21 protein-coding genes are annotated in these 20,552 nt (G+C 65.8%); 10 read left to right on the top strand and 11 right to left on the bottom strand.

The genetic code is table 11. The features are described from left to right. Positions 1-51 precede the first annotated feature (51 nt). From QOL82_RS01880 to QOL82_RS01840, 9 genes are all read right to left on the bottom strand, one after another. On the bottom strand, positions 52-699 hold the full coding sequence (locus tag QOL82_RS01880) for a TIGR04282 family arsenosugar biosynthesis glycosyltransferase (RefSeq protein WP_283440518.1): 648 nt from the start codon (positions 697-699) through the stop codon (positions 52-54). Next, positions 696-1,379 carry a TIGR04283 family arsenosugar biosynthesis glycosyltransferase gene (locus QOL82_RS01875; RefSeq protein WP_283440517.1) on the bottom strand — a complete coding sequence of 228 codons (684 nt, stop codon included), beginning with the start codon at positions 1,377-1,379 and terminating at the stop codon, positions 696-698. The genes QOL82_RS01880 and QOL82_RS01875 overlap by 4 nt, the downstream gene beginning before the upstream one ends. Before the next feature lie 7 nt (positions 1,380-1,386). Then, positions 1,387-3,537 carry a dihydrolipoyl dehydrogenase family protein gene (locus QOL82_RS01870; RefSeq protein ID WP_283440516.1) on the bottom strand — a complete coding sequence of 717 codons (2,151 nt, stop codon included), beginning with the start codon at positions 3,535-3,537 and terminating at the stop codon, positions 1,387-1,389. Positions 3,538-3,590: 53 nt separating this feature from the next. After that, positions 3,591-4,541 carry an alpha/beta hydrolase family protein gene (locus QOL82_RS01865; RefSeq protein WP_283440515.1) on the bottom strand — a complete coding sequence of 317 codons (951 nt, stop codon included), beginning with the start codon at positions 4,539-4,541 and terminating at the stop codon, positions 3,591-3,593. Continuing rightward, entirely contained in the window at positions 4,538-5,497 is a 960-nt protein-coding gene (gene arsS, locus QOL82_RS01860) for an arsenosugar biosynthesis radical SAM (seleno)protein ArsS (RefSeq protein WP_283440514.1), read from the bottom strand. Before arsS ends, QOL82_RS01865 begins: the two co-directional genes overlap by 4 nt. A gap of 190 nt (positions 5,498-5,687) precedes the next feature. Beyond that, a complete protein-coding gene (locus tag QOL82_RS01855) occupies positions 5,688-6,563 on the bottom strand; it encodes a PhnE/PtxC family ABC transporter permease (RefSeq protein ID WP_283440513.1) in 876 nt (291 codons plus the stop codon). Continuing rightward, on the bottom strand, positions 6,560-7,438 hold the full coding sequence (locus QOL82_RS01850; protein WP_283440512.1) for a phosphate/phosphite/phosphonate ABC transporter substrate-binding protein: 879 nt from the start codon (positions 7,436-7,438) through the stop codon (positions 6,560-6,562). Before QOL82_RS01850 ends, QOL82_RS01855 begins: the two co-directional genes overlap by 4 nt. Before the next feature lie 115 nt (positions 7,439-7,553). After that, entirely contained in the window at positions 7,554-8,426 is an 873-nt protein-coding gene (mtnP, locus tag QOL82_RS01845; protein WP_283440511.1) for an S-methyl-5'-thioadenosine phosphorylase, read from the bottom strand. Between the two features lie 16 nt (positions 8,427-8,442). After that, the gene (locus QOL82_RS01840; RefSeq protein WP_283440510.1) at positions 8,443-9,429 is read right to left on the bottom strand and encodes a serine/threonine protein kinase; all 987 of its coding nucleotides are present in this window, start codon (positions 9,427-9,429) and stop codon (positions 8,443-8,445) included. A gap of 70 nt (positions 9,430-9,499) precedes the next feature. Between QOL82_RS01840 and QOL82_RS01835 the strand changes: the two genes are divergently transcribed. The 4 genes from QOL82_RS01835 to QOL82_RS01820 all read left to right on the top strand — a co-directional run bounded on the left by QOL82_RS01835 (position 9,500) and on the right by QOL82_RS01820 (position 12,842). Beyond that, positions 9,500-10,183 carry a UPF0149 family protein gene (locus tag QOL82_RS01835; RefSeq protein ID WP_283440509.1) on the top strand — a complete coding sequence of 228 codons (684 nt, stop codon included), beginning with the start codon at positions 9,500-9,502 and terminating at the stop codon, positions 10,181-10,183. A 164-nt stretch (positions 10,184-10,347) separates the two neighbouring features. After that, positions 10,348-11,847 (top strand): DUF4331 domain-containing protein, encoded by a 1,500-nt coding sequence (locus QOL82_RS01830; protein WP_283440508.1) that lies wholly within the window; start codon positions 10,348-10,350, stop codon positions 11,845-11,847. Between the two features lie 16 nt (positions 11,848-11,863). Beyond that, positions 11,864-12,109 (top strand): hypothetical protein, encoded by a 246-nt coding sequence (locus tag QOL82_RS01825; protein ID WP_283440507.1) that lies wholly within the window; start codon positions 11,864-11,866, stop codon positions 12,107-12,109. A gap of 238 nt (positions 12,110-12,347) precedes the next feature. Further along, on the top strand, positions 12,348-12,842 hold the full coding sequence (locus QOL82_RS01820; protein ID WP_283440506.1) for an SRPBCC domain-containing protein: 495 nt from the start codon (positions 12,348-12,350) through the stop codon (positions 12,840-12,842). 72 nt (positions 12,843-12,914) lie between these two features. On the opposite strand, the gene pcaF is transcribed toward QOL82_RS01820, so the two are convergent. Together pcaF and orn are read right to left on the bottom strand one after the other, a co-directional pair. Further along, positions 12,915-14,120 (bottom strand): 3-oxoadipyl-CoA thiolase, encoded by a 1,206-nt coding sequence (gene pcaF / locus QOL82_RS01815; RefSeq protein ID WP_283440505.1) that lies wholly within the window; start codon positions 14,118-14,120, stop codon positions 12,915-12,917. A gap of 103 nt (positions 14,121-14,223) precedes the next feature. After that, positions 14,224-14,811 (bottom strand): oligoribonuclease, encoded by a 588-nt coding sequence (gene orn, locus QOL82_RS01810; RefSeq protein WP_283440504.1) that lies wholly within the window; start codon positions 14,809-14,811, stop codon positions 14,224-14,226. A 46-nt stretch (positions 14,812-14,857) separates the two neighbouring features. On the opposite strand from orn, the gene QOL82_RS01805 reads away from it, so the two are divergent. From QOL82_RS01805 to QOL82_RS01780, 6 genes are all read left to right on the top strand, one after another. After that, positions 14,858-16,126, top strand: coding sequence for a M48 family metallopeptidase (locus QOL82_RS01805; RefSeq protein WP_283440503.1), 1,269 nt, complete (start codon positions 14,858-14,860; stop codon positions 16,124-16,126). Beyond that, positions 16,123-16,476, top strand: a complete 354-nt coding sequence (locus tag QOL82_RS01800; protein ID WP_283440502.1) for a 4a-hydroxytetrahydrobiopterin dehydratase — start codon at positions 16,123-16,125, stop codon at positions 16,474-16,476. Before QOL82_RS01805 ends, QOL82_RS01800 begins: the two co-directional genes overlap by 4 nt. Continuing rightward, a complete protein-coding gene (gene rsgA, locus QOL82_RS01795; protein ID WP_283440501.1) occupies positions 16,473-17,366 on the top strand; it encodes a ribosome small subunit-dependent GTPase A in 894 nt (297 codons plus the stop codon). Before QOL82_RS01800 ends, rsgA begins: the two co-directional genes overlap by 4 nt. 82 nt (positions 17,367-17,448) lie before the next feature. Then, on the top strand, positions 17,449-18,189 hold the full coding sequence (locus tag QOL82_RS01790; RefSeq protein WP_283440500.1) for a leucine-rich repeat domain-containing protein: 741 nt from the start codon (positions 17,449-17,451) through the stop codon (positions 18,187-18,189). Between the two features lie 143 nt (positions 18,190-18,332). Beyond that, on the top strand, positions 18,333-19,250 hold the full coding sequence (gene argF / locus QOL82_RS01785; RefSeq protein ID WP_283440499.1) for an ornithine carbamoyltransferase: 918 nt from the start codon (positions 18,333-18,335) through the stop codon (positions 19,248-19,250). Positions 19,251-19,285: 35 nt separating this feature from the next. Beyond that, positions 19,286-20,518, top strand: a complete 1,233-nt coding sequence (locus QOL82_RS01780; protein WP_283440498.1) for an argininosuccinate synthase — start codon at positions 19,286-19,288, stop codon at positions 20,516-20,518. Positions 20,519-20,552: the final 34 nt, after the last annotated feature.

Here is a 20,552-nt window from a genome sequence, read left to right as displayed (position 1 = left end):
CGGGAGCAAGCTGCGCACTGCCGCGCAGACAGTCGAGCACAGCCGGCCGGATCAGTACGGCGGACCTGCCCGCAACCGTGTTTCCGCCAGCGCCCGCGCGAAATCCGCCGGCGTGTCCACGTCCCACAGCGCGGGCATCTCGCGCCAGTCGCGCCCGGTGCGCCATCCGCGCGCCGCCAGGCGCTGCCGTGTCTGCGCCATGACGTCGGCGCCGCCCCACATGACATCGTCGAAGCAAGCGGCTTCCAGGCCGCCGCGCCGTGCGCCGACCAGCACATAGCCACCGTCTTCAGCCGGGGTAAACACCATGCGCGCATGGTCCAGCGCGGCTGCGGCTTGCGCCAGGTCAGTGGTCGTCATGGCCGGAACGTCGCTGCCGGTCAGCAGCACCCGTTCATTCAGCGCCAGCCCGCGGCGCAGGCAGTCCGCCATCCGCATGCCGAGGTCGCCATCGCACTGCGGCACACATTCGACATGAAAGTGGGCGCTGCAGCGTTGAAGGAAGGGATGCGCCACATCGCCGGCGCACCATAGCGATACCGTGGCGCCGGGCAGCGCGGTCGCCATTTCCAGCATGTGCCAGGTCATCGCCTGCTGCGCGCGGGCCGCGCCCTCCGCACCCAGCAGCGGTATCAGCCGCGTCTTGGCGACGCCGGCGACAGGCGCCCTGGTGAAGATCGCCACGTGGATGACGCTCACGGTTTTCTCCGGTAGCCGTAGCGGTAGGCCAGGGTGTCAGCATCAGCGCCCAGGAAATAGGCCAGCCGCAGTCGCCACATCAGGAACACCGTGCGCCAGACGCCGTTCTTTTCCCAGCGCCGCGCCGAGGTCACTACCCTGTCGCGCAGGCAGGCGGGCCGCGCGAGCCGGCGCGCCCGCTTGCAGAAGGCGATGTCTTCCATCAACGCCTGCGGTGGGAATCCGCCGGCTGCCTCATAGAAGGCGCGTCGCATGAAGATCGCCTGGTCGCCGGTGGCGATCGACGTCAGCCGCGAACGCAGGTTCATCATCGCGGCGATCATCCGGTAGGCCGGACCATCGGCGTCAAGCGCGACGTCGAATCGGCCCCATGCACGGTTGCGGAGCGCCTGTGCGATCAACTCGCCGGCACGCGGCGGCAGCACGGTGTCGGCATGCAGGAACAAGAGCGCGTCGCCGCTTGCCGCCAGCGCACCGGCATGCATCTGCAACGCCCGCCCGCGTGGGGATGACAGCACGACGTCCGCGTGCGGCGCTGCCAGCGCAGCCGTGCCGTCCTCGCTGCCGCCATCGACCACGATGAGCTGTGCGCCGTCGCGCCGCAGCGTCGCCAGCCGCAGCAGCATCGCATCGATGCCGGCTGCCTCGTTCAGCACCGGCACGACTATGGATAGTTGCATTCCGAGGTCACCCCCGTTGCCACGCATGGAAACGCCGCACCCATTCCAGCAGCCGCTCCGGCGCATGCGCGCGCTTCCAGTTGCCGGCCGCGTACTTGTTGGCCTCGGCCAGCGTCGGATAGATATGAATGGTGCCCAGCAGCTTGTTCATGCCCAGCCCGTGCTTCATTGCCAGCACGTATTCGGCGATCAGGTCGCCCGCATGCTCGCCGACGATGGTCGCGCCCAGTATCTTGTCCTTGCCCGGCACGGTCAGCACCTTGACCCAGCCGTGCGCGACGCCGTCGGCAATGGCGCGGTCGAGTTCGCCGATGTCGTAGCGGGTCACTTCATACGCAACGTTTTTTTCCTTGGCGTCCTGCTCGTTCAACCCTACCCGCGCCACTTCCGGCTCCACGAAGGTGGCCCACGGGATCACCGAGTAGTCGGCCTTGAAACGGCGGAAGCGGCCGAACAGGCCGTTGACCGCGGCATACCAGGCCTGGTGCGCGGCCACGTGCGTGAACTGGTATGGGCCGGCGACATCGCCAGCCGCCAATATGTTCGGATACAGCGTCTGCAGGTAGTCGTCGGTTTCCACCGTGCGCGCCTTGGTGACCGGGATGCCCAGTTCTTCCAGCCCATAACCGGCGGTATTGGCGACGCGGCCTACCGCGCACAGCAACGCGTCGAACGGAATGCGCAGTTCGCCGCCCGCATGACTCGCAATGAGCATCTTCTCGCCGCCTTCGACCAGGAAGCGCTCGGCCTTGTGCCCGGTCATCACTTGTATGCCCTCGGCCCGGAAGCGCGCGGCCACCAGTTCGGACACTTCCGCATCCTCGCGCGCCATCAGCCGGTCGCTCATCTCCACCTGCGTGACCTGCGAGCCCAGCCGCGCAAAGGCCTGCGCCAGTTCGCAGCCTATCGGCCCGCCGCCCAGCACCAGCAGCCGGCGCGGCAGTTCGCGCAGTTCCCACAGCGTGTCCGAGGTCAGGCAGCCGACCTGGTCCAGGCCCGGTATCGGCGGCACGAAAGGCCGGGCGCCGGCGGCGATGACGATGCTGCGGGTGGTGAGCGTGCGCTTGCCGCCGTCGGCCAGCGTGACCTCGACCGCGAACGGCGACACGATGCGGGCATCGCCGCCGACGGTTTCCACGCCCAGGCCCGCGTAGCGTTCGACCGAGTCATGCGGCTCGATCTCGGCGATCACATGCCGGACACGGTCCATCACCGCGGCGAAATCGACGGTCGCATGCGCGTCGCTCAGTCCGTAATTGCCGGCCTTGCCGATCTGCGACATCAGCCGCGCGCTCTTGATCAGCGCCTTGGATGGCACGCAGCCGGTGTTGAGGCAGTCGCCGCCCATCCTGTGGCGCTCGACCAGCGCAACCTTGGCCTTCACCGCCGCGGCGATGTAGGCCGACACCAGCCCGGCCGAGCCGGCGCCGATCACCACCATGTTGTAATCGGTCTTGCGCGGCTTCGGCCACTTCGCATAGACCTTGCGCGCCTTGTAGATGTCGACCGCCTTCTTCGCCGCCAGCGGGAAGATGCCCAGCAGCGCGAACGACAGCAGCAGGCCAGGCGACAGGATGCCGCGCACCGACTCGAGCTGCGCCAGCTGGGTGCCGGCGTTGACATAGACCGCGGTGCCGGCCAGCATGCCGACCTGGCTGACCCAGTAGAACGTCAGCGCCGGCAGGTTGGTCAGGCCCATCAGCAGGTTGATCAGGAAGAACGGGAACAGCGGCACCAGCCGCAGCGTGAACAGGTAGAACGCGCCGTCGCGCGCAATTCCCTGGTCGATCGCCTTGAGGCGGTCGCCGAAGCGGCGCGTGACGAAGTCGCGCAGCAGGAAGCGGGCCGCCAGGAAAGCCAGCGTCGCGCCGATCGCCGACGCGAAGGACACGATCAGCAGGCCCCGCCACAAGCCGAACACCGCGCCTGCAGCCAGCGTGAGGATGACCGCGCCCGGTATCGACAGCGCGGTGGCGCCGACATAGATGCCGAAGAAGATCGCGGCGCTGCGCAGCGGATTCATCGCTGCATAGGCCTGCAGCGCTTCCTGCCGCGCCTTCAGCACGTCCAGGCTCAGGTAACGCCCGAGATCGAATACGAAGAAGGCGGCAATCGCGGCGGCGGCCAGCAGTAGCAGGAGCAGGCGTCTGGTTTTCATGGAATCCTACGGTGATGTTTTTATCGTGCCCTGGGCGGCATCGCCCGGACTTGCTAGAGGTAGGCCTGCCGTGGCGTGTAGGCCGGTCCATGCGCGATGCGCCCGAAGTAGGACGCATGCGCGGCCGAGCCGGCCGGCCAGTCGGCCAGGAAGCGTTCTTCGAAGCGCAAGTGATCATACGCAAGCGCGATGGCCGCGACATGGAGCATGCGTCCGCCGACCTCCCAGGCAAGCTCATGCAGCACCGGCAAGCCGGCCGGCGGCGGCGTGGTCGCGATGCGGCTGATGACACCATGGTGCGTGCCGAGAAAGTTGGGCATGCCGGCCGCGCCGTTGTTGATCACCGCATGCGCCCTGCCCTGGCCATCGAGCCGGCGCAGCGCCGGCAGGCAGGTATGGCTGCTGGCGAACACGTCGACATTGGCCCTGGCGAACTGCTGCAGCAGGTCTGCCTGCGCGTCAGCCGCATCGAGCCTGTCATGCGCGAAGCCCCAGCCGGCGAGCGCCTGCGCATCGCCATGCACGATGCCGATGCGCGCGCCGCCGACCAGGGCCAGCGCATGCATGGGCAGGCCGCCCAGCATCGCGCGCTGCAGCGGCTGGGTCAGCGCGGTGCCGCGCAGCCGTTCCAGTATCCGGTTGGAACGGTCGACGTCGGCGTCCGACACGTCGTCCGGGTAGCCGCAGCCGCAGCCGAAGCCGGCATCGGCGGCGGCCAGCTCGGTCTCGACATTGCCGCGCAGCGCGATATGGCGCAGCACGCGCCGGTTGATGTCGGCGAACACCGCGGGGTCGGTGTCGAACCAGTGGAAGTCGCCGTTGAACGCCAGGGTCGCGTCCGGCTCCAGCGCGGCGATCCGCTCGACCTGGTCCAGCGCCTGCGGATTGCCGTACAGGCCGCCGACCACATACAGCGTGGCGGCCGCAAAGTCCGGCGCGCGCCGGAACACGGCGGGGCCATAGCCATAGCTGGCCGGGCAGCTGCGGCCGGCGCCGTCGCTCACGCCAGCGCGCCGCCGCAGCTGCTGCCGGCGCCCGCGGTGCAGCCCCAGCAGTGATCGGCCACCGCCACCGGCTGGCCCTGCAGGTCGCGGCCCAGCATGTCGGACAGGTGCATGCGGCCAGCGCCGGCATGCCGCATCGGCATGCCCAGCATCTGGTTGAAGTCGCAGTCGTACAGGTAGCCCTGGTAGTCGACCGACACCAGCGAGCGGCACATCACCTGCTTCAGGTTCGCGTCCTGGTGCGCATCCCGCAGCAGCTGCATGTAGCTGTTGAACTGGCCCTTGGACAGCAGCATGCTGCCGAAGCGCTGGATCGGCATGTTGGTGATGGTGAAGAGCTGGTTGAAGCGCACGCCGAACTGCTCGCCGAGGAAGTGGTCGTAGTCGGCTTTCAGGCGCGCCTGCGGCGGCGGCAGCACCGCGCCCTGCGGGTTGTAGACCAGGTGCAGCTGCAGCGCCGGGTCGCTGCCGTAACCCAGCGCATTGAGCTTCTGCAGCATCCGCATGCTGGTGTCGAAGGTGCCCTTGCCGCGCTGGCGGTCGACGTTGTCCTCCAGGTAGCACGGCAGCGAGGCGACGATCTCCACCTTGTGCCCGGCCAGGAAGGCGGCCATGTCCTCGTAGCCCGGCTCTTCCAGTATGGTCAGGTTGCAGCGGTCCATCACCTTCACGCCCATCTCGCGGGCGCCGGCCACCAGCGTGCGGAAGTGCGGATTCATCTCGGGCGCGCCGCCGGTCAGGTCCAGCGTGGTAATGCCGCCGGCGCGCAGCACGTCCAGCACCTGCTCCACGGTTTCACGTTCCATCTGCTCGGTCCGGTTGGGGCCGGCATTGACATGGCAATGCACGCAGCTCTGGTTGCAGGTATAGCCCAGGTTGACCTGCAGCGTGTCGGGTCGTTGCCGCTTGAGAACGGGGAAGTCGGTGTCGACCAGCAGGGGGAAGGTAGCGCGCATGGAGAGAGTCCGGGTAAAAGCGATTGCCAAGGATAAACCGAAACGGGTGTCGGTGTTGCAGTGCAGTGAAAGCGGTTTGCGCGGTGCGAAGCGAGGCTGCGTCCGCAACCCGCCGCGCCTTGCCTTTCGATGTTTTCAGTCCATGAATCGGTCCATGAATTATTCCGTTGCAGACATCGCGCCGCGGGCATCAGTGCCGCGCCGCCAGTTCGGCCCTGACCCGGCGGCTGATCCGGTCGAATGCGGTCACCAGCGCGACGATTGCCAGCAGCAGCGTGGCCAGCCGGCCCCACTGGAACAGCGACACCGCTTCCGACACCAGCAGCCCGATGCCGCCGACCCCGATCAGGCCGAGCACCGTGGAGTCGCGCACGTTGAATTCCCATATATACAGGTGGATGCCCAGCGCCTGCGGCAGCATGGTGCGCGGCAGCGCATGCACCAGCGTCTGCAGCGGCGTCATGCCCAGCACCAGGCCGGCATTGATCAGCCGCCGGTCCACGGTCTCGATTGCTTCCGCGTACAGCTTGCCGTAGGTGCCGAACGAATGGAAGGCGATGGCCAGGATGCCGGCCATCGGCCCCAGGCCGATGATGCCGACCAGCAGCAGGCCGAACACCAGCGCATGGATCGCGCGCGCCGCATCCAGCAGCAGCCGGGCCGGCGCGGCGGCCCAGCGCGGCGCCAGCATGTTGCGGGCCGTGATGACGCCGAACGGCAGCGCCGCCACCGCCGCGATCAGCGAGCCCAGCGTCGCCACCTTCAGCGTGGTCCAGGTCGCTTCCAGCAGGCCCCACAGGTAATCGCGCTCGGCCGCGCGCCGGTCCTCGACGCGCAGCACGCGGCCGCTGTCGTCGCGATAGGCAAAGGCCCGCTCGCCGCGCCACGCATCGATGAAACTGGGGCGCGACAGCTCGTCCAGCGTGCGGGCCAGGTTCTGCAGCGGCTTGCGGCCGAACTGCAGGTCACCGGCACGCACGAAACTGACGACGCTGGCCACGATCAGCATGCCGTACAGCGCCGCGAACAGCCATAGCCGCACGGCGCGGCCGGCGCCAGCCGTCATGGACGCGGCTGCAGCTTGCCGGTCGCCAGCCCGGCGTCGCGAATCGACTTGTAGAGCGTGTCGTCGCTGCGCACGAAACCGGTGTAATGCGCCGGCAGCAGCTTCGGGTCCGACTTCAGCGCGGCGCCCGCCTGCTCCAGCGCGGCCTGCAGCTTCGCCACCAGCGCCTTGTCGCGCGACAGGTCGGCGCTGACGGCGACCGCATCGTTGGGCAGCGGCGCGGAAGTCCAGATGACCTTGCTTTCGGCAGCCTTGATCAGCCCCTGCTCGATCATTGCATTGCGATTGCGGTCGTAGTCGGCGCCGGCGTCGAGTTCGCCGCGGGTGACCTGGGTCTCGATCGCCTGGTGCTTGGTATAGACCACCTTGCCGAAGAATTTTTCGGGGTCCTTGATGCCCATCTTCAGCAGCTGGTGCGTCGGGATCAGGTAGCCCGAGGTCGAACCCTTGTCGCCGAACGCGAAGCTCCTGCCCTTCAGGTCCTCGATCCGGTTGAGGCCGCTGTCGGGGCGCGTGACGATCAGCGCCTGGTAGGTCGGCTTGCCGTCGTAGAGGATGGTGGCCACCGCCTGAGCGCCGGCATTGCCGTTGGCCAGCACATAGCCCCACGGCCCGAGCAGCGCGATATCGGTCTCGCCGTTGGCCAGCGACTTCGCCAGCCCTTCCCAGCTGTCCACCGTGCGCAGCTCGACCTTGCGGCCCAGCTGCTTCGCGAGGTATTGCGCAAGCGGACGATAGGTGGCGTCGTTCTTTTCCTTGTCAGGCTGGAACAGGCCGACGCCGAAGCGCAGCGTGTCGTCGGCAAAGGCGGACAGGGGAAGTGCGGCCGCGAGCAGTAGCAGCGTGGCCAGGCGGCGCTTGATGCTGGGAGACATGGCGGGTCCTTGTCAGGTCGGGTTGAAAATCGCAGCAGGATCAGGCGAGGCAGCACGCACCGTGACGGCCAGTCGCCGCCAAGCGCTGCGCGCGTCGTCCCTTCGGTTCATCGGTTTACAGATACTTCTTCAGCAGCGGCGCCAGCCTGGCCCGCGTCGCCTCCGGCATTGCCGCAGGCTGCGTCACCAGCGCCTGCTGCAGCGCGCTGTGCGCCTTCGACGCCGGCGGCGCCGCGGCCAGCCGCGCAATGCAGGCCCGCAGCACGCGCTGCGCATTGGCCGCATTGTGCATCAGGTTGCCGATCGCGATGTCCGCGGTCACCGCGTCGTGCCCCTCATGCCAGCAGTCGTAGTCGGTGACCAGCGCCAGCGTCGCATAGGCAATCTCGGCCTCGCGCGCCAGCCTGGCTTCCGGCATATTGGTCATGCCGATCACCGAGGCGTCCCACGAGCGGTAGAGCTGCGACTCGGCGTAGGTCGAAAACTGCGGCCCCTCAATGCAGACATAGGTGCCGCCGCGATGCAGCACCGCGTCCGGCAGCGCGCAGTCGTCGAACGCCTGCGCCAGCGCCGCCGACAGCGCGGCGCAGACCGGGTGCGCCAGGCTCACGTGGGCCACCGCGCCGTCGCCGAAGAAGGTGCCGGCGCGATGCCGCGTCAGGTCGATGAACTGGTCCGGCAGCGCCATGTGCCGCGGCGCCAGCGCTTCCTTCAGCGAGCCGACCGCCGACACCGACACCAGGTAATCGACGCCCAGCGATTTCAGCGCCCAGATATTGGCCCGGAACGGGATGTCGCCGGGCAGCGTCGAATGGCTGCGGCCATGCCGCGCAAGGAAGGCCACCGGGACGCCGTCCAGCGTGCCGGTGGCGATGGCGTCGGACGGCGCGCCATAGGGCGTGTCGACCGCGATCTCCCGCATGTCTTCCAGTCCTTCCATCTTGTACAGGCCGCTGCCGCCGATGATGCCGAAACGGATGGGTGTCATTGCGCTCCTCGAAATGTCAGGCCGGCCACAACGGCGGCTCGGCCATCAGCGCCACCTGCTCCCGCAATTCGAGGATGCGGTCCTGCCAGTAGCGCTGCGTGTTAAACCAGGGAAAGGCGGCCGGAAATGCCGGGTCGTCCCAGCGGCTTGCCAGCCAGCCCGAATAATGGATCAGGCGCAGCGTGCGCAACGCCTCGATCAGGTGCAGCTCGCGCGGGTCGAACTCGCAAAAATCCTCATAGCCGGCCAGCAGGTCAGACAGCTGCCTGACCATGTCGGCCCGTTCGCCCGACAGCAGCATCCACAGGTCCTGCACCGCCGGCCCGCTGCGGCTGTCGTCGAAGTCGACGAAGTGCGGGCCGTCGCCGGTCCACAGCACGTTGCCGACATGGCAGTCGCCATGCAGCCGCAGCATGCCGACCGCGCCGGCGCGCTGGTAACAGCCGCGCACGCCGTCCAGCGCCTGCTCGACCACGCTCTGCCAGGCCGCCTTCAGTTCGGGCGGAATGAAATCATGCGACAGCAGGAAATCGCGCGGCGCAATGCCGAAGGTGTCGAGGTTCAGCGCCGGGCGGAGCGTGTATGGCGCCAGCGCGCCGACCGCGTGGATGCGGCCGAGGAAGCGGCCCATCCATTCCAGCGTGTCGCGGTCTTCCAGTTCCGGCGCGCGGCCGCCGTGGCGCGGGAACACCGCGAAGGCGAAGCCGCCGAAATGCTGCAGCGTGCCGCCATCGAGCCCCATTGCCGGCACCACCGGGATCTCGCGTTCCACCAGTTCGGCGACGAACGCATGTTCTTCCAGGATCTGCGCGTCGCTCCAGCGGCCCGGCCGGTAGAACTTGGCCACCACCGGCGCGCCCTCTTCCATCGCCACCTGGTAGACCCGGTTCTCGTAACTGTTCAGCGCGAGCAGGCGGCCGTCGCTGCGCAGGCCGACGCTGTCGAGTGCGTCGAGCACCATGTCGGGCGACAGGGTCGCGTAGGAGGTGGAGGCTGGAGTCATGGGCGCCATTGTACGTTCAGTCGGTGCCAGCGGTTAGACTACGCCTTTCCCTTTTACCGCCTGGACCATCATGCATCTGGATGAACCGCTTTCCGACAAGGAATTCAACGAACTCGACGCTTTCCTTCTCTCCGACCGCTGCGGCGACGACGCGATGACCATGGATGCGCTGCATGGTTTCCTGACCGCGCTGGCGATTGGCCCGCAGGAGGTGCCGTTTGCCGAATGGCTGCCGCGGGTCTGGGGCGCGACGCCCGAGGACGCGCCGGAATTCAAGAACGAGAAGGAGGCGCAGCGCATCACCGCGCTGATCGCGCGCTTCATGAACGAGGTGACGATGACCTTCGAGGTCGCGCCCAAGGAATTCGAGCCGCTGTTCTGCGAGCACGAATGGAATGGCCGGAACGTGCTCGATGGCGAGGCATGGGCCTGGGGCTTCTGGGAAGGCATGGAAATGCGCGTCGAGCAATGGCAGCCCATCTACGAGTCGCCGCTGGAGCCGCTGATGCGGCCGTTCTACCTGCTGGGCGCCGAGGAGATCGAGGAAGAGGAAATGGCGCTGGTCGACGACCCCGGCAAGTGCCACAAGCTGACGGTGGAAATCGAGGCGGCAATCCCGCATATCCACCGCTTCTGGGCGCCGCTGCGCAAGTCGGCGATCAGCACCGTCAAGCACGATGCGCCGCCGCCCGGCCGCAACGACCCCTGCCCGTGCGGCAGCGACAAGAAGTACAAGAAATGCTGCGGAGCGTAACCTCCAGTATCGATGAAAGAATAACCATATTTCGTTTTCATCAACAGATGTGCACACGCCATGTAGAAAGTTGAATCCATTTGTAACGCGCCTCCATACAATCATTCGCAGCTTTCGTTGATGCCCGAATGACCATATCTGACGACCTTACCCCAGGAGATAACATGCGACGCGCTACTACCGGATTCCTCTTCAAGACCACCCTGCTTGCCACCGCACTGGCCGGCGCCTTCGTCCTGCCCGCAGGCGCGTCCAGCCACAGGGAAGGCCCCTACATCGCCGGCGCCCCCAAGGTGGACGGCACCGATTTCTACATGTTCCGCAGCTATGAAAGCGGCCGCCAGGATTACGTCACGCTGCTGGCCAACTACATCCCGTTCCAGGACCCGCAGGGCGGCCCCAACTTCAACCAGTTCGACCAGAACGCGCTGTACGAAGTGCACGTCGACAATAACGGCGACGCCAAGGAAGACATCACCTTCCAGTTCCGTTTCAAGAGCACCTCGAAGCGGACCCCGCTGACCATCGGCGACAAGCAGGTGCTGATACCGCTGATCAATTCCGGCCCGATCAACGGCGTCGACCCAGCCGCGCTGAACGTGCGCGAGTCCTACACCATCGACATGGTGCGCGGCGACCGCCGCAGCGGTTCCCGCTCCAGCCTGACCAACCTCAGCGGCGGCGGCACCACCTTCATCAAGCCTGTCGACAATATCGGCGAGAAGTCCTTCCCGGGCGGCTATGACGCCTATGCGAACCAGCACGTGTACAGCGTCGCCATCCCCGGCTGCGGCAACGGCCGCGTGTTCGTCGGCCAGCGCAAGGAGCCGTTCTATATTGCCGTCGGCAAGATCTTCGACCTGGTCAACCTGAACCCGCTCGGCGCTGAAGTCGGCGGCAACAAGAACGACCTGGAAAACAAGAACGTCAGCACCATCGCACTGGAAGTGCCAATTGCCTGCCTCGCGGCCGGCGGCGATTCCGTGATCGGCGCTTACACGACCGCCAGCGTGCGCCAGGGCAAGCTGACCAACCCGACGCCCGCATCGGGCCTGAACAATGCGACGAAGGAAGGCGGCGCATGGACCCAGGTCTCGCGCCTGGGCATGCCGCTGGTGAATGAAGTCGTGATCGGGATGGACGACAAGGACCGCTTCAATGCATCCAAGCCGAGCAACGACGCGCAGTTCATCAACTACGTGACCAACCCGACCCTGCCGGCGCTGCTGCAGACGCTGTTCCCGGTTGCCAAGGCGCCGACCAACCTGCCGCGCACCGACCTGGTGACCGTGTTCCTGAAAGGCATCGCCGGCGTCAACCAGCCTAAGAACGTGGTCGCATCGGAAATGCTGCGCCTGAACACGGCGATCGCCGCGACCCCTGCCGCATCGCAGAACCCGCTGGGCGTGGCCGCTGGCGACAATGCCGGCTTCCCGAACGGCCGCCGTCCCGCGGATGACGTGGTGGACCTGTCGCTGCGCGTGGCGATGGGCGCGCTGTGCACGCTGACCGGCGCTGCCGACGCGCTGCAGGTCGGCTGCAAGCCGTCCGATGCACCGGTGGGCGGCGTTGCGCTGACCGACGGCGTTCGCAAGACCGCGGCCGACTACCAGGCGGCCTTCCCCTACCTGACGGCGCCGCTGTCCGGCTCCTTCAATAACTAGGCCCAGGAGAATCACGATGACCAACAAGCGACTTTATGCGACCGGGGGCGCCTTGCTGCTGGCGCTGGCGCTCGGCGCCTGCGGCGGCTCGAACGATAACGACCACGGCAATAGCGGCCAGGATGCCAACGCCGGCGCGACCGACGCGTTCTTCACGCAGGTCCTGGCCCTGATCGGCACCAGCCCGGACAACACCGAGCCGGTGTCGATCGACGGCATCGCAGCCACCTCGCCGGAAACCATCGAGCCGGCGCCGCTGTAAGCTGCCGGCCTGACGTCAGGCACGCCCAATGGCGGACTTCGGTCCGCCATTTTTATTACTGGATCCCGTTCGTCACGGTAGCGGTGCGCATCGCGCACGCTGCCTACGGCGCACACCCAGGGCGACGAGGTCGGCGCAGCGGCGTGCTACCCGGCCCGCCGGGTCAAGGTTTGGCGCCTCTTGTCAGCGCCGCAGGCCGAGGGCATCATGGCGTCCAGATCAACGAGGAGACGATGCGATGGACTTTGACCCGAAGCTGGACTTGCAGCAGGTGCGCGAGATCGACGTGCCGGTCGCCGACGTGTGGCGCGGCTGGACCACCCCCGATGTGCTGATGCAGTGGTTCTGCCCGAGGCCATGGAAGGTCGTGGAATGCGAGATCGACCTGCGCCCTGGCGGCATCTTCCGCACCGTGATGCAATCCCCCGAGGGGCAGAACATGCCGGCCAATGCCGGCGCTTACCTGGTGGTGGAACCGCAGAAGCGGCTGGTATGGACCAATGCGCTCGGCCCCGGCTACCGGCCCAACCCGCCGTCCGACGACCAGCAGATGGGCTTCGTGTTCGTGGTCGACCTGCGGCTGGAAGCGATGCCCGACGGCGGCACCCGCTATCATGCGCGCGTGATGCACGCGACCGAGGCGGCATGCGCGGCCCATGCGGCGATGGGCTTCGAACAGGGTTGGAACGTCGCACTCGACCAGCTGGTGGCGCTGATGAAGCAGGGCGGCTGACAGGCGTTCACGCCGGCGATGTCAAGGCGCAACGCCGGTGACGCCGTAGCCGCCTCCTGTTGACTCCCACTGTCACACCCGCTCCAGCACGAGCGCTATCCCCTGCCCGACGCCGATGCACATCGTGCACAGCGCGAAGCGGCCCTTGCCTGCATGCAGCTGGTTGACCGCCGTGGCGACCAGGCGTGCGCCGGATGCGCCCAGCGGGTGGCCCAGCGCGATCGCGCCGCCGTGGCGGTTGACACGCGGGTCGTCGTCCTGCAGGCCCCAGTCGCGCATCACGGCCAGCGCCTGCGCGGCGAAGGCTTCATTGAGTTCGATCACATCCATCTGGTCCATCGTCAGGCCGGTCTGCACCAGCACCTTGCGCGCCGCCGGCGCCGGGCCCATGCCCATCACCCGCGGCGGCACGCCGGCGCAGGCCATGCCCAGCACCCGGGCGCGCGGCTTGAGCTGGTATTTGTAGGCCGTCTTTTCGCAGGCAAGCAGCAGCGCGCAGGCGCCGTCGTTCAGTCCAGACGCATTGCCGGCGGTGACCGTGCCGTCCGCCGAGACGATGGGCGGCAATGCCGCCAGCGCCTCCAGCGAGGTCGCGCGCGGATGCTCGTCCACGGTCAGGATCAGCGGATCGCCCTTCTTCTGCGCCAGCGTCACCGGCGTGATTTCCTCGTCGAACACGCCGTCCTTCTGCGCCTGCGCCGCCCTGGCCTGCGACGCCAGCGCGAAGCGGTCCTGCGCCTCGCGGTCGACGCCGAATTCGCGGGCGACGTTTTCGGCGGTCTGCGGCATCGACTCGGTGCCGTACTCGGCCTGCAGCAAACGGTTGACGAAGCGCCAGCCCAGCGTGGTGTCGTGGATCTCGGCATGGCGCGAGAACGCGGTCTCGGCCTTGGGCATGACGAACGGCGCACGGCTCATCGATTCAACGCCGCCGGCGATCATCATGGTCGCCTCGCCCGCGCGGATCGCACGCGCGGCGCTGCCCACCGCGTCCATGCCGGAGCCGCACAGCCGGTTGATAGTGGCGCCCGGCACGCCGACCGGCAGGCCGGCCAGCAGCGCGGCCATGCGGGCGACATTGCGGTTGTCCTCGCCGGCCTGGTTGGCGCAGCCGAGCAGCACGTCGCTCAGCTGTTCCCAGTCGACGTCGGGATTGCGCACCATCAGCGCGGCCAGCGGAATGGCGGCGAGGTCGTCGGTGCGCAGGGTGGAAAGCATGCCGCCGTAGCGGCCGAAGGGCGTGCGGATCGCATCGCAGATGAAGGCAGGGATAATCATGGCGCTCCAAAAAAATAGTGACTGTTGAAAAGTTCCTATTTCAGGACATGACGCACTTGCTCGCTACCGGCCGCGATGGCGGCTGACCGTTATTTCGCCCAGCCTACTCCTTGATGAAATGCTCGCGGTAGTAGCGCAATTCCTCGATCGATTCAATGATATCGGCCAGCGCCGTATGCTTCTGGTGTTTCTTGAAGCCGCTGATCAGCTCGGGTTTCCAGCGCCGGCAAAGCTCTTTCAGCGTGGACACATCGAGGTTACGGTAATGAAAGAACGCTTCCAGCTTCTTCATGCCGCGCGCCATGAAACGGCGGTCCTGGCAGATCGTGTTGCCGCACATCGGCGACTTGCCGGGCGGGACGAAGTGCCGCAGGAAATCGACCAGCGCCACTTCGGCATCGGCCTCGGTGATCGTGGATGCCTTGACCCGGTCGATCAGGCCGGAGCGGCCGTGCGTGCCCTTGTTCCAGGCGTCCATGCCGTCGAGTATCTCGTCGGGCTGGTGGATGGCGAACACCGGGCCCTGGGCCAGGATGTTGAGGTTGGCGTCGGTGACGACCGCGGCGACTTCGATGATGCGGTCGGTGTCGGGATCGAGTCCGGTCATTTCCATATCGATCCAGACAAGGTTGAATTCATTCGGCCGCGCCGGAATGGCGGCCTGCCCGTCGACTTGGGTAGCTTGTGACATAATTTGCGTTTCCTCCGGTTTGTCCGCATTTTCTCACAGGCATAGCATGTCCACACACGGCTTTTCCATATTGTTCATCGCGTTTCTGCTTGCCACGCTGGCTTTGCGCTGCTGGCTGCTGTGGCGCCATGTGCGCCATGTGCATGCCCATCGCGGCGCGGTGCCGCCGCAGTTTGCCGAGAAGATACCGCTGGCCGCGCACCAGAAGGCAGCCGACTATACCGTCGCGCGCAGCCGCTTCTCGCTGCTGACCATGTTCGTCAATACCGTCGTGCTGCTGGGCTTCACCCTGCTGGGCGGCCTCCAATGGCTGTCGGTCGCCATCGTCAACCTGACCGGCCCCGGCATGACCTACCAGATCGCGCTGCTGGCCGCCTTCGCCGTGATCTCGGGCCTCATCGACCTGCCGTTCGAGTACTACCGCCAGTTCGTGCTGGAAGCGAAGTTCGGCTTCAACAAGATGACGCCGAAGCTGTTCGTCTCGGACATGGTCAAGAGCGTGACGCTGGGCGCCGTGATCGGCCTGCCGCTGGTCTGGGTGATCCTGGCGCTGATGGAGCGCGCCGGCGACCTGTGGTGGCTGTATGCATGGTTCGTCTGGAGCGGCTTCCAGCTGCTGATGCTGGTGCTCTTCCCGACCGTGATCGCGCCGATGTTCAACAAGTTCACCCCGCTGGCCGACGACAGTCTGCGCGCCCGCATCGAGAGCCTGATGCAGCGCGTCGGCTTCGCCTCCAAGGGCCTGTTCGTGATGGACGGCAGCAAGCGCAGCGCCCATGGCAATGCCTACTTCTCCGGCTTCGGCGCGGCCAAGCGCATCGTCTTTTTCGACACGCTGCTGGCGCGCCTGGCGCCGCATGAGATCGAGGCGGTGCTGGCGCATGAACTGGGCCATTTCAAGCTCAAGCATATCGTCAAGCGCATCGCGATGATGTTCGCGCTGTCGCTGGCGTTCCTGGCGCTGCTGGGCTACCTGAAGAAGCAGGTCTGGTTCTATGCGGGCCTGGGCGTCGACCCGATACCGGGCCTGCCATACGACGCGATGGCGCTGATCCTGTTCATGCTGGTGCTGCCGGTGTTTACCTTCCTGTTCTCGCCGCTGACCTCGATTTCCTCGCGCAAGCATGAGTTCGAGGCGGATGCGTTCGCGGCGAAGCACAGCAATGCGCAGGACCTGGTGTCGGCGCTGGTCAAGCTGTATGAAGACAATGCGTCGACGCTGACGCCCGACCCGCTGCACTCGGCGTTCTACGACTCGCATCCGCCCGCCACGGTGCGCATCAACCGGCTGCTGGCCAACGGGAGGCCGGCATGAGGGCCGCGCTGCTGACCAGCCGCCGCTGCCAGGCCGTGCTGCCGGCCGCGACGCCGGAAGATATCGGCCGCATGCTGGCGCTGCTGCCGGACTGGACCGTGCAGGACGGCAAGCTGGTGCGGGCCTTTTCCTTCAAGGACCATTACGAGACGCTGGCCTTCGTCAATGCGCTGGCCTGGGTCAGTCATTGCGAAGACCATCATCCCGAACTCACCGTCACCTATAACCGCTGCGTCGTCCGCTACGACACGCACTCGGTCAATGAAGGAAAGGGCGGCCTGTCCGACAATGACTTCATCTGCGCCGCCAAGGTCGACGCCCTGTACGACCAGCGCGTGGCGCGCGCATGAGCGCGGACACCGGCATCATCATCGCGGCCCATGGCCGTCATTACATGGCGCAGGCGGGTGACCTGCGGCTGCAGTGCGTCACCCGCGGCAAGCGCAGCGACGTGGCCGTGGGCGACGTGGTGACGCTCAAGCTCACCTCGGCCAACCAGGCCGTGATCGAAGGCATACAGGAGCGCAAGACCCTGCTCTATCGCTCCGACCAGTACAAGTCCAAGCTGCTGGCGTCCAACGTGACCCGGCTGCTGATCGTGGTGGCGACCGAGCCGGCCTTTGCCGACGACCTGATCTCGCGCGCGCTGGTGGCGGCCGACGCCGCCGGGGTCGAGGCCCATATCATCCTTAACAAGACCGACGTCACCGCCTCCCTGGAAAAAACCCGCAAGCGGCTCGCGCTGTATGCCGGCCTTGGCTACCAGGTGCACGAAGTCTCGGCGCGCACCGCGCCCGAGGCGGCCGTTGCCACGCTGATGCCGGTGCTGCATGGGCAGTCTTCCATCTTCATCGGCCAGTCCGGCATGGGCAAGTCCTCGCTGATCAACCTGCTGGTGCCCGATGCCGACATCGCGGTGCGTGAAATTTCCGCTGCGCTCGACACCGGCAAGCACACCACCACCTTCACCCGCCTCTACTGGATAGACAAGGAAAGCTCGGTCATCGATTCACCGGGTTTCCAGGAATTCGGCCTGCACCAGCTGACCGAAGGCATGCTGGAGCGCGCCTTCCCCGAGTTCGGGCCCTACCTGGGCAACTGCCGTTTCTACAACTGCCATCACATCAGCGAGCCGGACTGCGCGGTGCTGGGCGGCGTGAAGGATGGCAAGATCGCGCCGATGCGGCATGCGCTGTATGCGCAGTTGCGGCATGAGTCGATGCAGACGGTGGGGTACTAGCCCGCGCTTGCCGCGTGCTGTTGCATTAACTTTCCGTGCTGGCTGGTTACAGATAACCGGTTCAACCACTCTGGAGAGTTCCATGATCACCCCGCCCGCCGGAAGCGAAAGCCTGGTACCGGCTTCGCTGACGCCTTCCAGTTCAGCCCCAATCGGCGTTGCCCCCATACCGCCGTCCGTGCACAGCAGGACGGAAAAGCCCGCATCCCTGCTGGTAGTGCGTCCTGCAGGCGGCGGCATGCCTGATTTCGCCGGGCTTACTTCCACCTATAGCGGAAAGAGTATCCATACGCTCGACTTGAAGGGCGCCGACCTGCGCAGCGGAGCATGGCGTTTTCTTGGAAACTTTTTAAAAGTCCTGGCTTCGCTCGACACACTGGATCTGAGCCGAATAATGATAGGCGGAAGGGATGCATTCCAGATCAGCAACTTCGGACTTTTTCTTAAAAAGCTGGATGCAATGCCAGTGCGCTTGTTATTAGGAAAAAACGGGATCGGATCGAATTGCATTGCCCCGATTGCAGCTCGGCTGTCCGTCGACAAGCAGTTGAAAGCGCTGGACCTCTCGGGGAACCTGCTGGGCGCAGCGGACATACAAACACTGGGCGATGCGCTATCCCATAACGAAACGCTTCAAGATTTGAATCTGGCGGAAAACCGGCTTGACGCCAGCGCGATTCCCGCATTGAACGATTTGCTGAACCGTGCAGGCTCCCTCAAAAACCTGGATCTGAGCGGAAATCTTTTCACGGCGGAAGAAAAGGCAAACCTGCGGCAGAGGGCGGGCATGCGCACTGCCGGACCGGTGGAACTGGCGCTTTAAACGTTGAAACCCGACGCTTGACCGCAATACGCCCGTCGGGCCCGTTATGACTGCGGCAAGTGTCTTTTCGCAAAAATCTCCCCTATAATCAGCAAATTGACGAACTTCGGCGGCAGGCGCCACCCTCGCCGCCGTTTTCTTTTATGGCAATCAAACACTTTCTGCAGTTTTCCGACTTCACGCTCGACGAGTTCGAGTACGTGATCGAGCGCGCGCACGTCATCAAGCGCAAGTTCAAGAACTACGAGCCCTACCACCCGCTGGAAGACCGCACGCTGGTCATGGTGTTCGAGAAAAGCTCGACCCGCACCCGCCTGTCCTTCGAGGCCGGCATGCACCAGCTGGGCGGCGCGGCGATCTACCTCAACACCCGCGACAGCCAGCTGGGCCGCGGCGAGCCGGTGGAGGACGCGGCGCAGGTGATGTCCCGGATGTGCGACATCATCATGATCCGCACCTTCGGCCAGGACATCATCGAGCGCTTCGCCGCCAATTCGCGCGTGCCGGTCATCAACGGCCTGACCAACGAGCATCATCCCTGCCAGGTGCTGGCCGATGTCTTCACCTACCTCGAGCAGCGCGGCAGCATCGCCGGCAAGACCGTGGCCTGGATAGGCGACGCCAACAACATGCTGTACTCGTGGCTGCAGGCTGCCAAGGTGTTCGGCTTCCATGTGAATGTCTCCACCCCCGCCGGCTACGACATCGACAGCGCGCTGGTCGCAGCCGACAACGACTGCTACACCGTTTTCCCTAATCCGTCGGACGCCTGCCAGGACGCCGACCTGGTCACGACCGACGTCTGGACCAGCATGGGTTTCGAGGAAGAAAATGCCGAACGCCTGAAGGCCTTCGACGGCTGGATCGTCGACAGCGACAAGATGAAGCGCGCACGGCCCGATGCGCTGTTCATGCACTGCCTGCCGGCCCATCGCGGCGAGGAAGTCTCGGCCGATGTCATCGACGGCCCGCAGTCGGTGGTCTGGGACGAGGCGGAAAACCGGCTGCATGTGCAAAAGGCCTTGCTCGAATTCCTGGTGCTCGGCCGCATCGCCGCATAATGACCTATCAATCACCTGTTTGAAGAAAGACTCTCATGAGCGACATCAACAAAGTCGTGCTGGCCTATTCCGGCGGCCTCGATACCTCGGTCATCCTTAAGTGGCTGCAGGACAATTACCATTGCGAAATCGTCACCTTCACCGCCGACCTCGGCCAGGGCGAGGAGCTTGAGCCGGCGCGCCAGAAGGCGCTGAAGTTCGGCATCAAGCCGGAGAACATCTACATCGACGACGTGCGCGAGGAATTCGTCCGCGACTTCGTGTTCCCGATGTTCCGCGCCAACACCGTCTATGAAGGCGAGTACCTGCTGGGCACGTCGATCGCGCGCCCGCTGATCGCCAAGCGCCTGATCGAGATCGCCCGCGAAACCGGCGCCGACGCGATTTCGCATGGCGCCACCGGCAAGGGCAACGACCAGGTCCGCTTCGAACTCGGCGCGTATGCGCTGATGCCCAACGTGAAGATCATCGCGCCGTGGCGCGAGTGGGACCTGCTGTCGCGCGAGAAGCTGCTGAAGTATGCGGAAGACGCCGGCATCGAAGTCGACATGAAGCACAAGAAAGGCGGCGCGCCCTACTCGATGGACGCCAACCTGCTGCACATCAGCTTCGAAGGCCGCCACCTGGAAAACCCGGCGGCGGAAGCCGAGGAATCGATGTGGCGCTGGACCGTCAGCCCGGAAGCGGCGCCTGACGAAGCCGAGTACCTGGACATCGAATTCGAGAAGGGCGACATCGTCGCGCTGAACGGCACCCGGATGTCGCCGGCCACCGTGCTGACCGAGTTGAACCGCCTCGGCGGCAAGCATGGCATCGGCCGCCTCGACCTGGTGGAAAACCGCTACGTCGGCATGAAGTCGCGCGGCTGCTACGAAACCCCGGGCGGCACCATCATGCTGCGCGCTCACCGCGCGATCGAGTCGATCACGCTGGACCGCGAAGTCGCGCACCTGAAGGACGACCTGATGCCGCGCTATGCGCAGATGATCTACGCCGGCTACTGGTGGTCGCCCGAGCGCGTCGCGCTGCAGACCCTGATCGACCATACCCAGCAAAGCGTCAACGGCTGGGTCCGCGTCAAGCTGTACAAGGGCAACGTGATCGTCGTCGCCCGCGACTCGAAGACAGACTCGCTGTTCGACATGAACATCGCGACCTTCGACGAGGATGGCGGCGCCTACAACCAGGCCGATGCCGGCGGCTTCATCAAGCTCAATGCGCTGCGCATGCGGATCGCGGCGATGGCGCGCGAGAAGCGCGGCCAGTAATCTTCAACGCATAACGGGGCCCGATGCCGGGCCC

This window comes from Noviherbaspirillum suwonense, assembly GCF_900182955.1.
In the GTDB taxonomy this organism is placed as follows: domain Bacteria; phylum Pseudomonadota; class Gammaproteobacteria; order Burkholderiales; family Burkholderiaceae_D; genus Noviherbaspirillum_A; species Noviherbaspirillum_A suwonense.
This window is presented reverse-complemented; position numbering and strand designations above follow the sequence as displayed.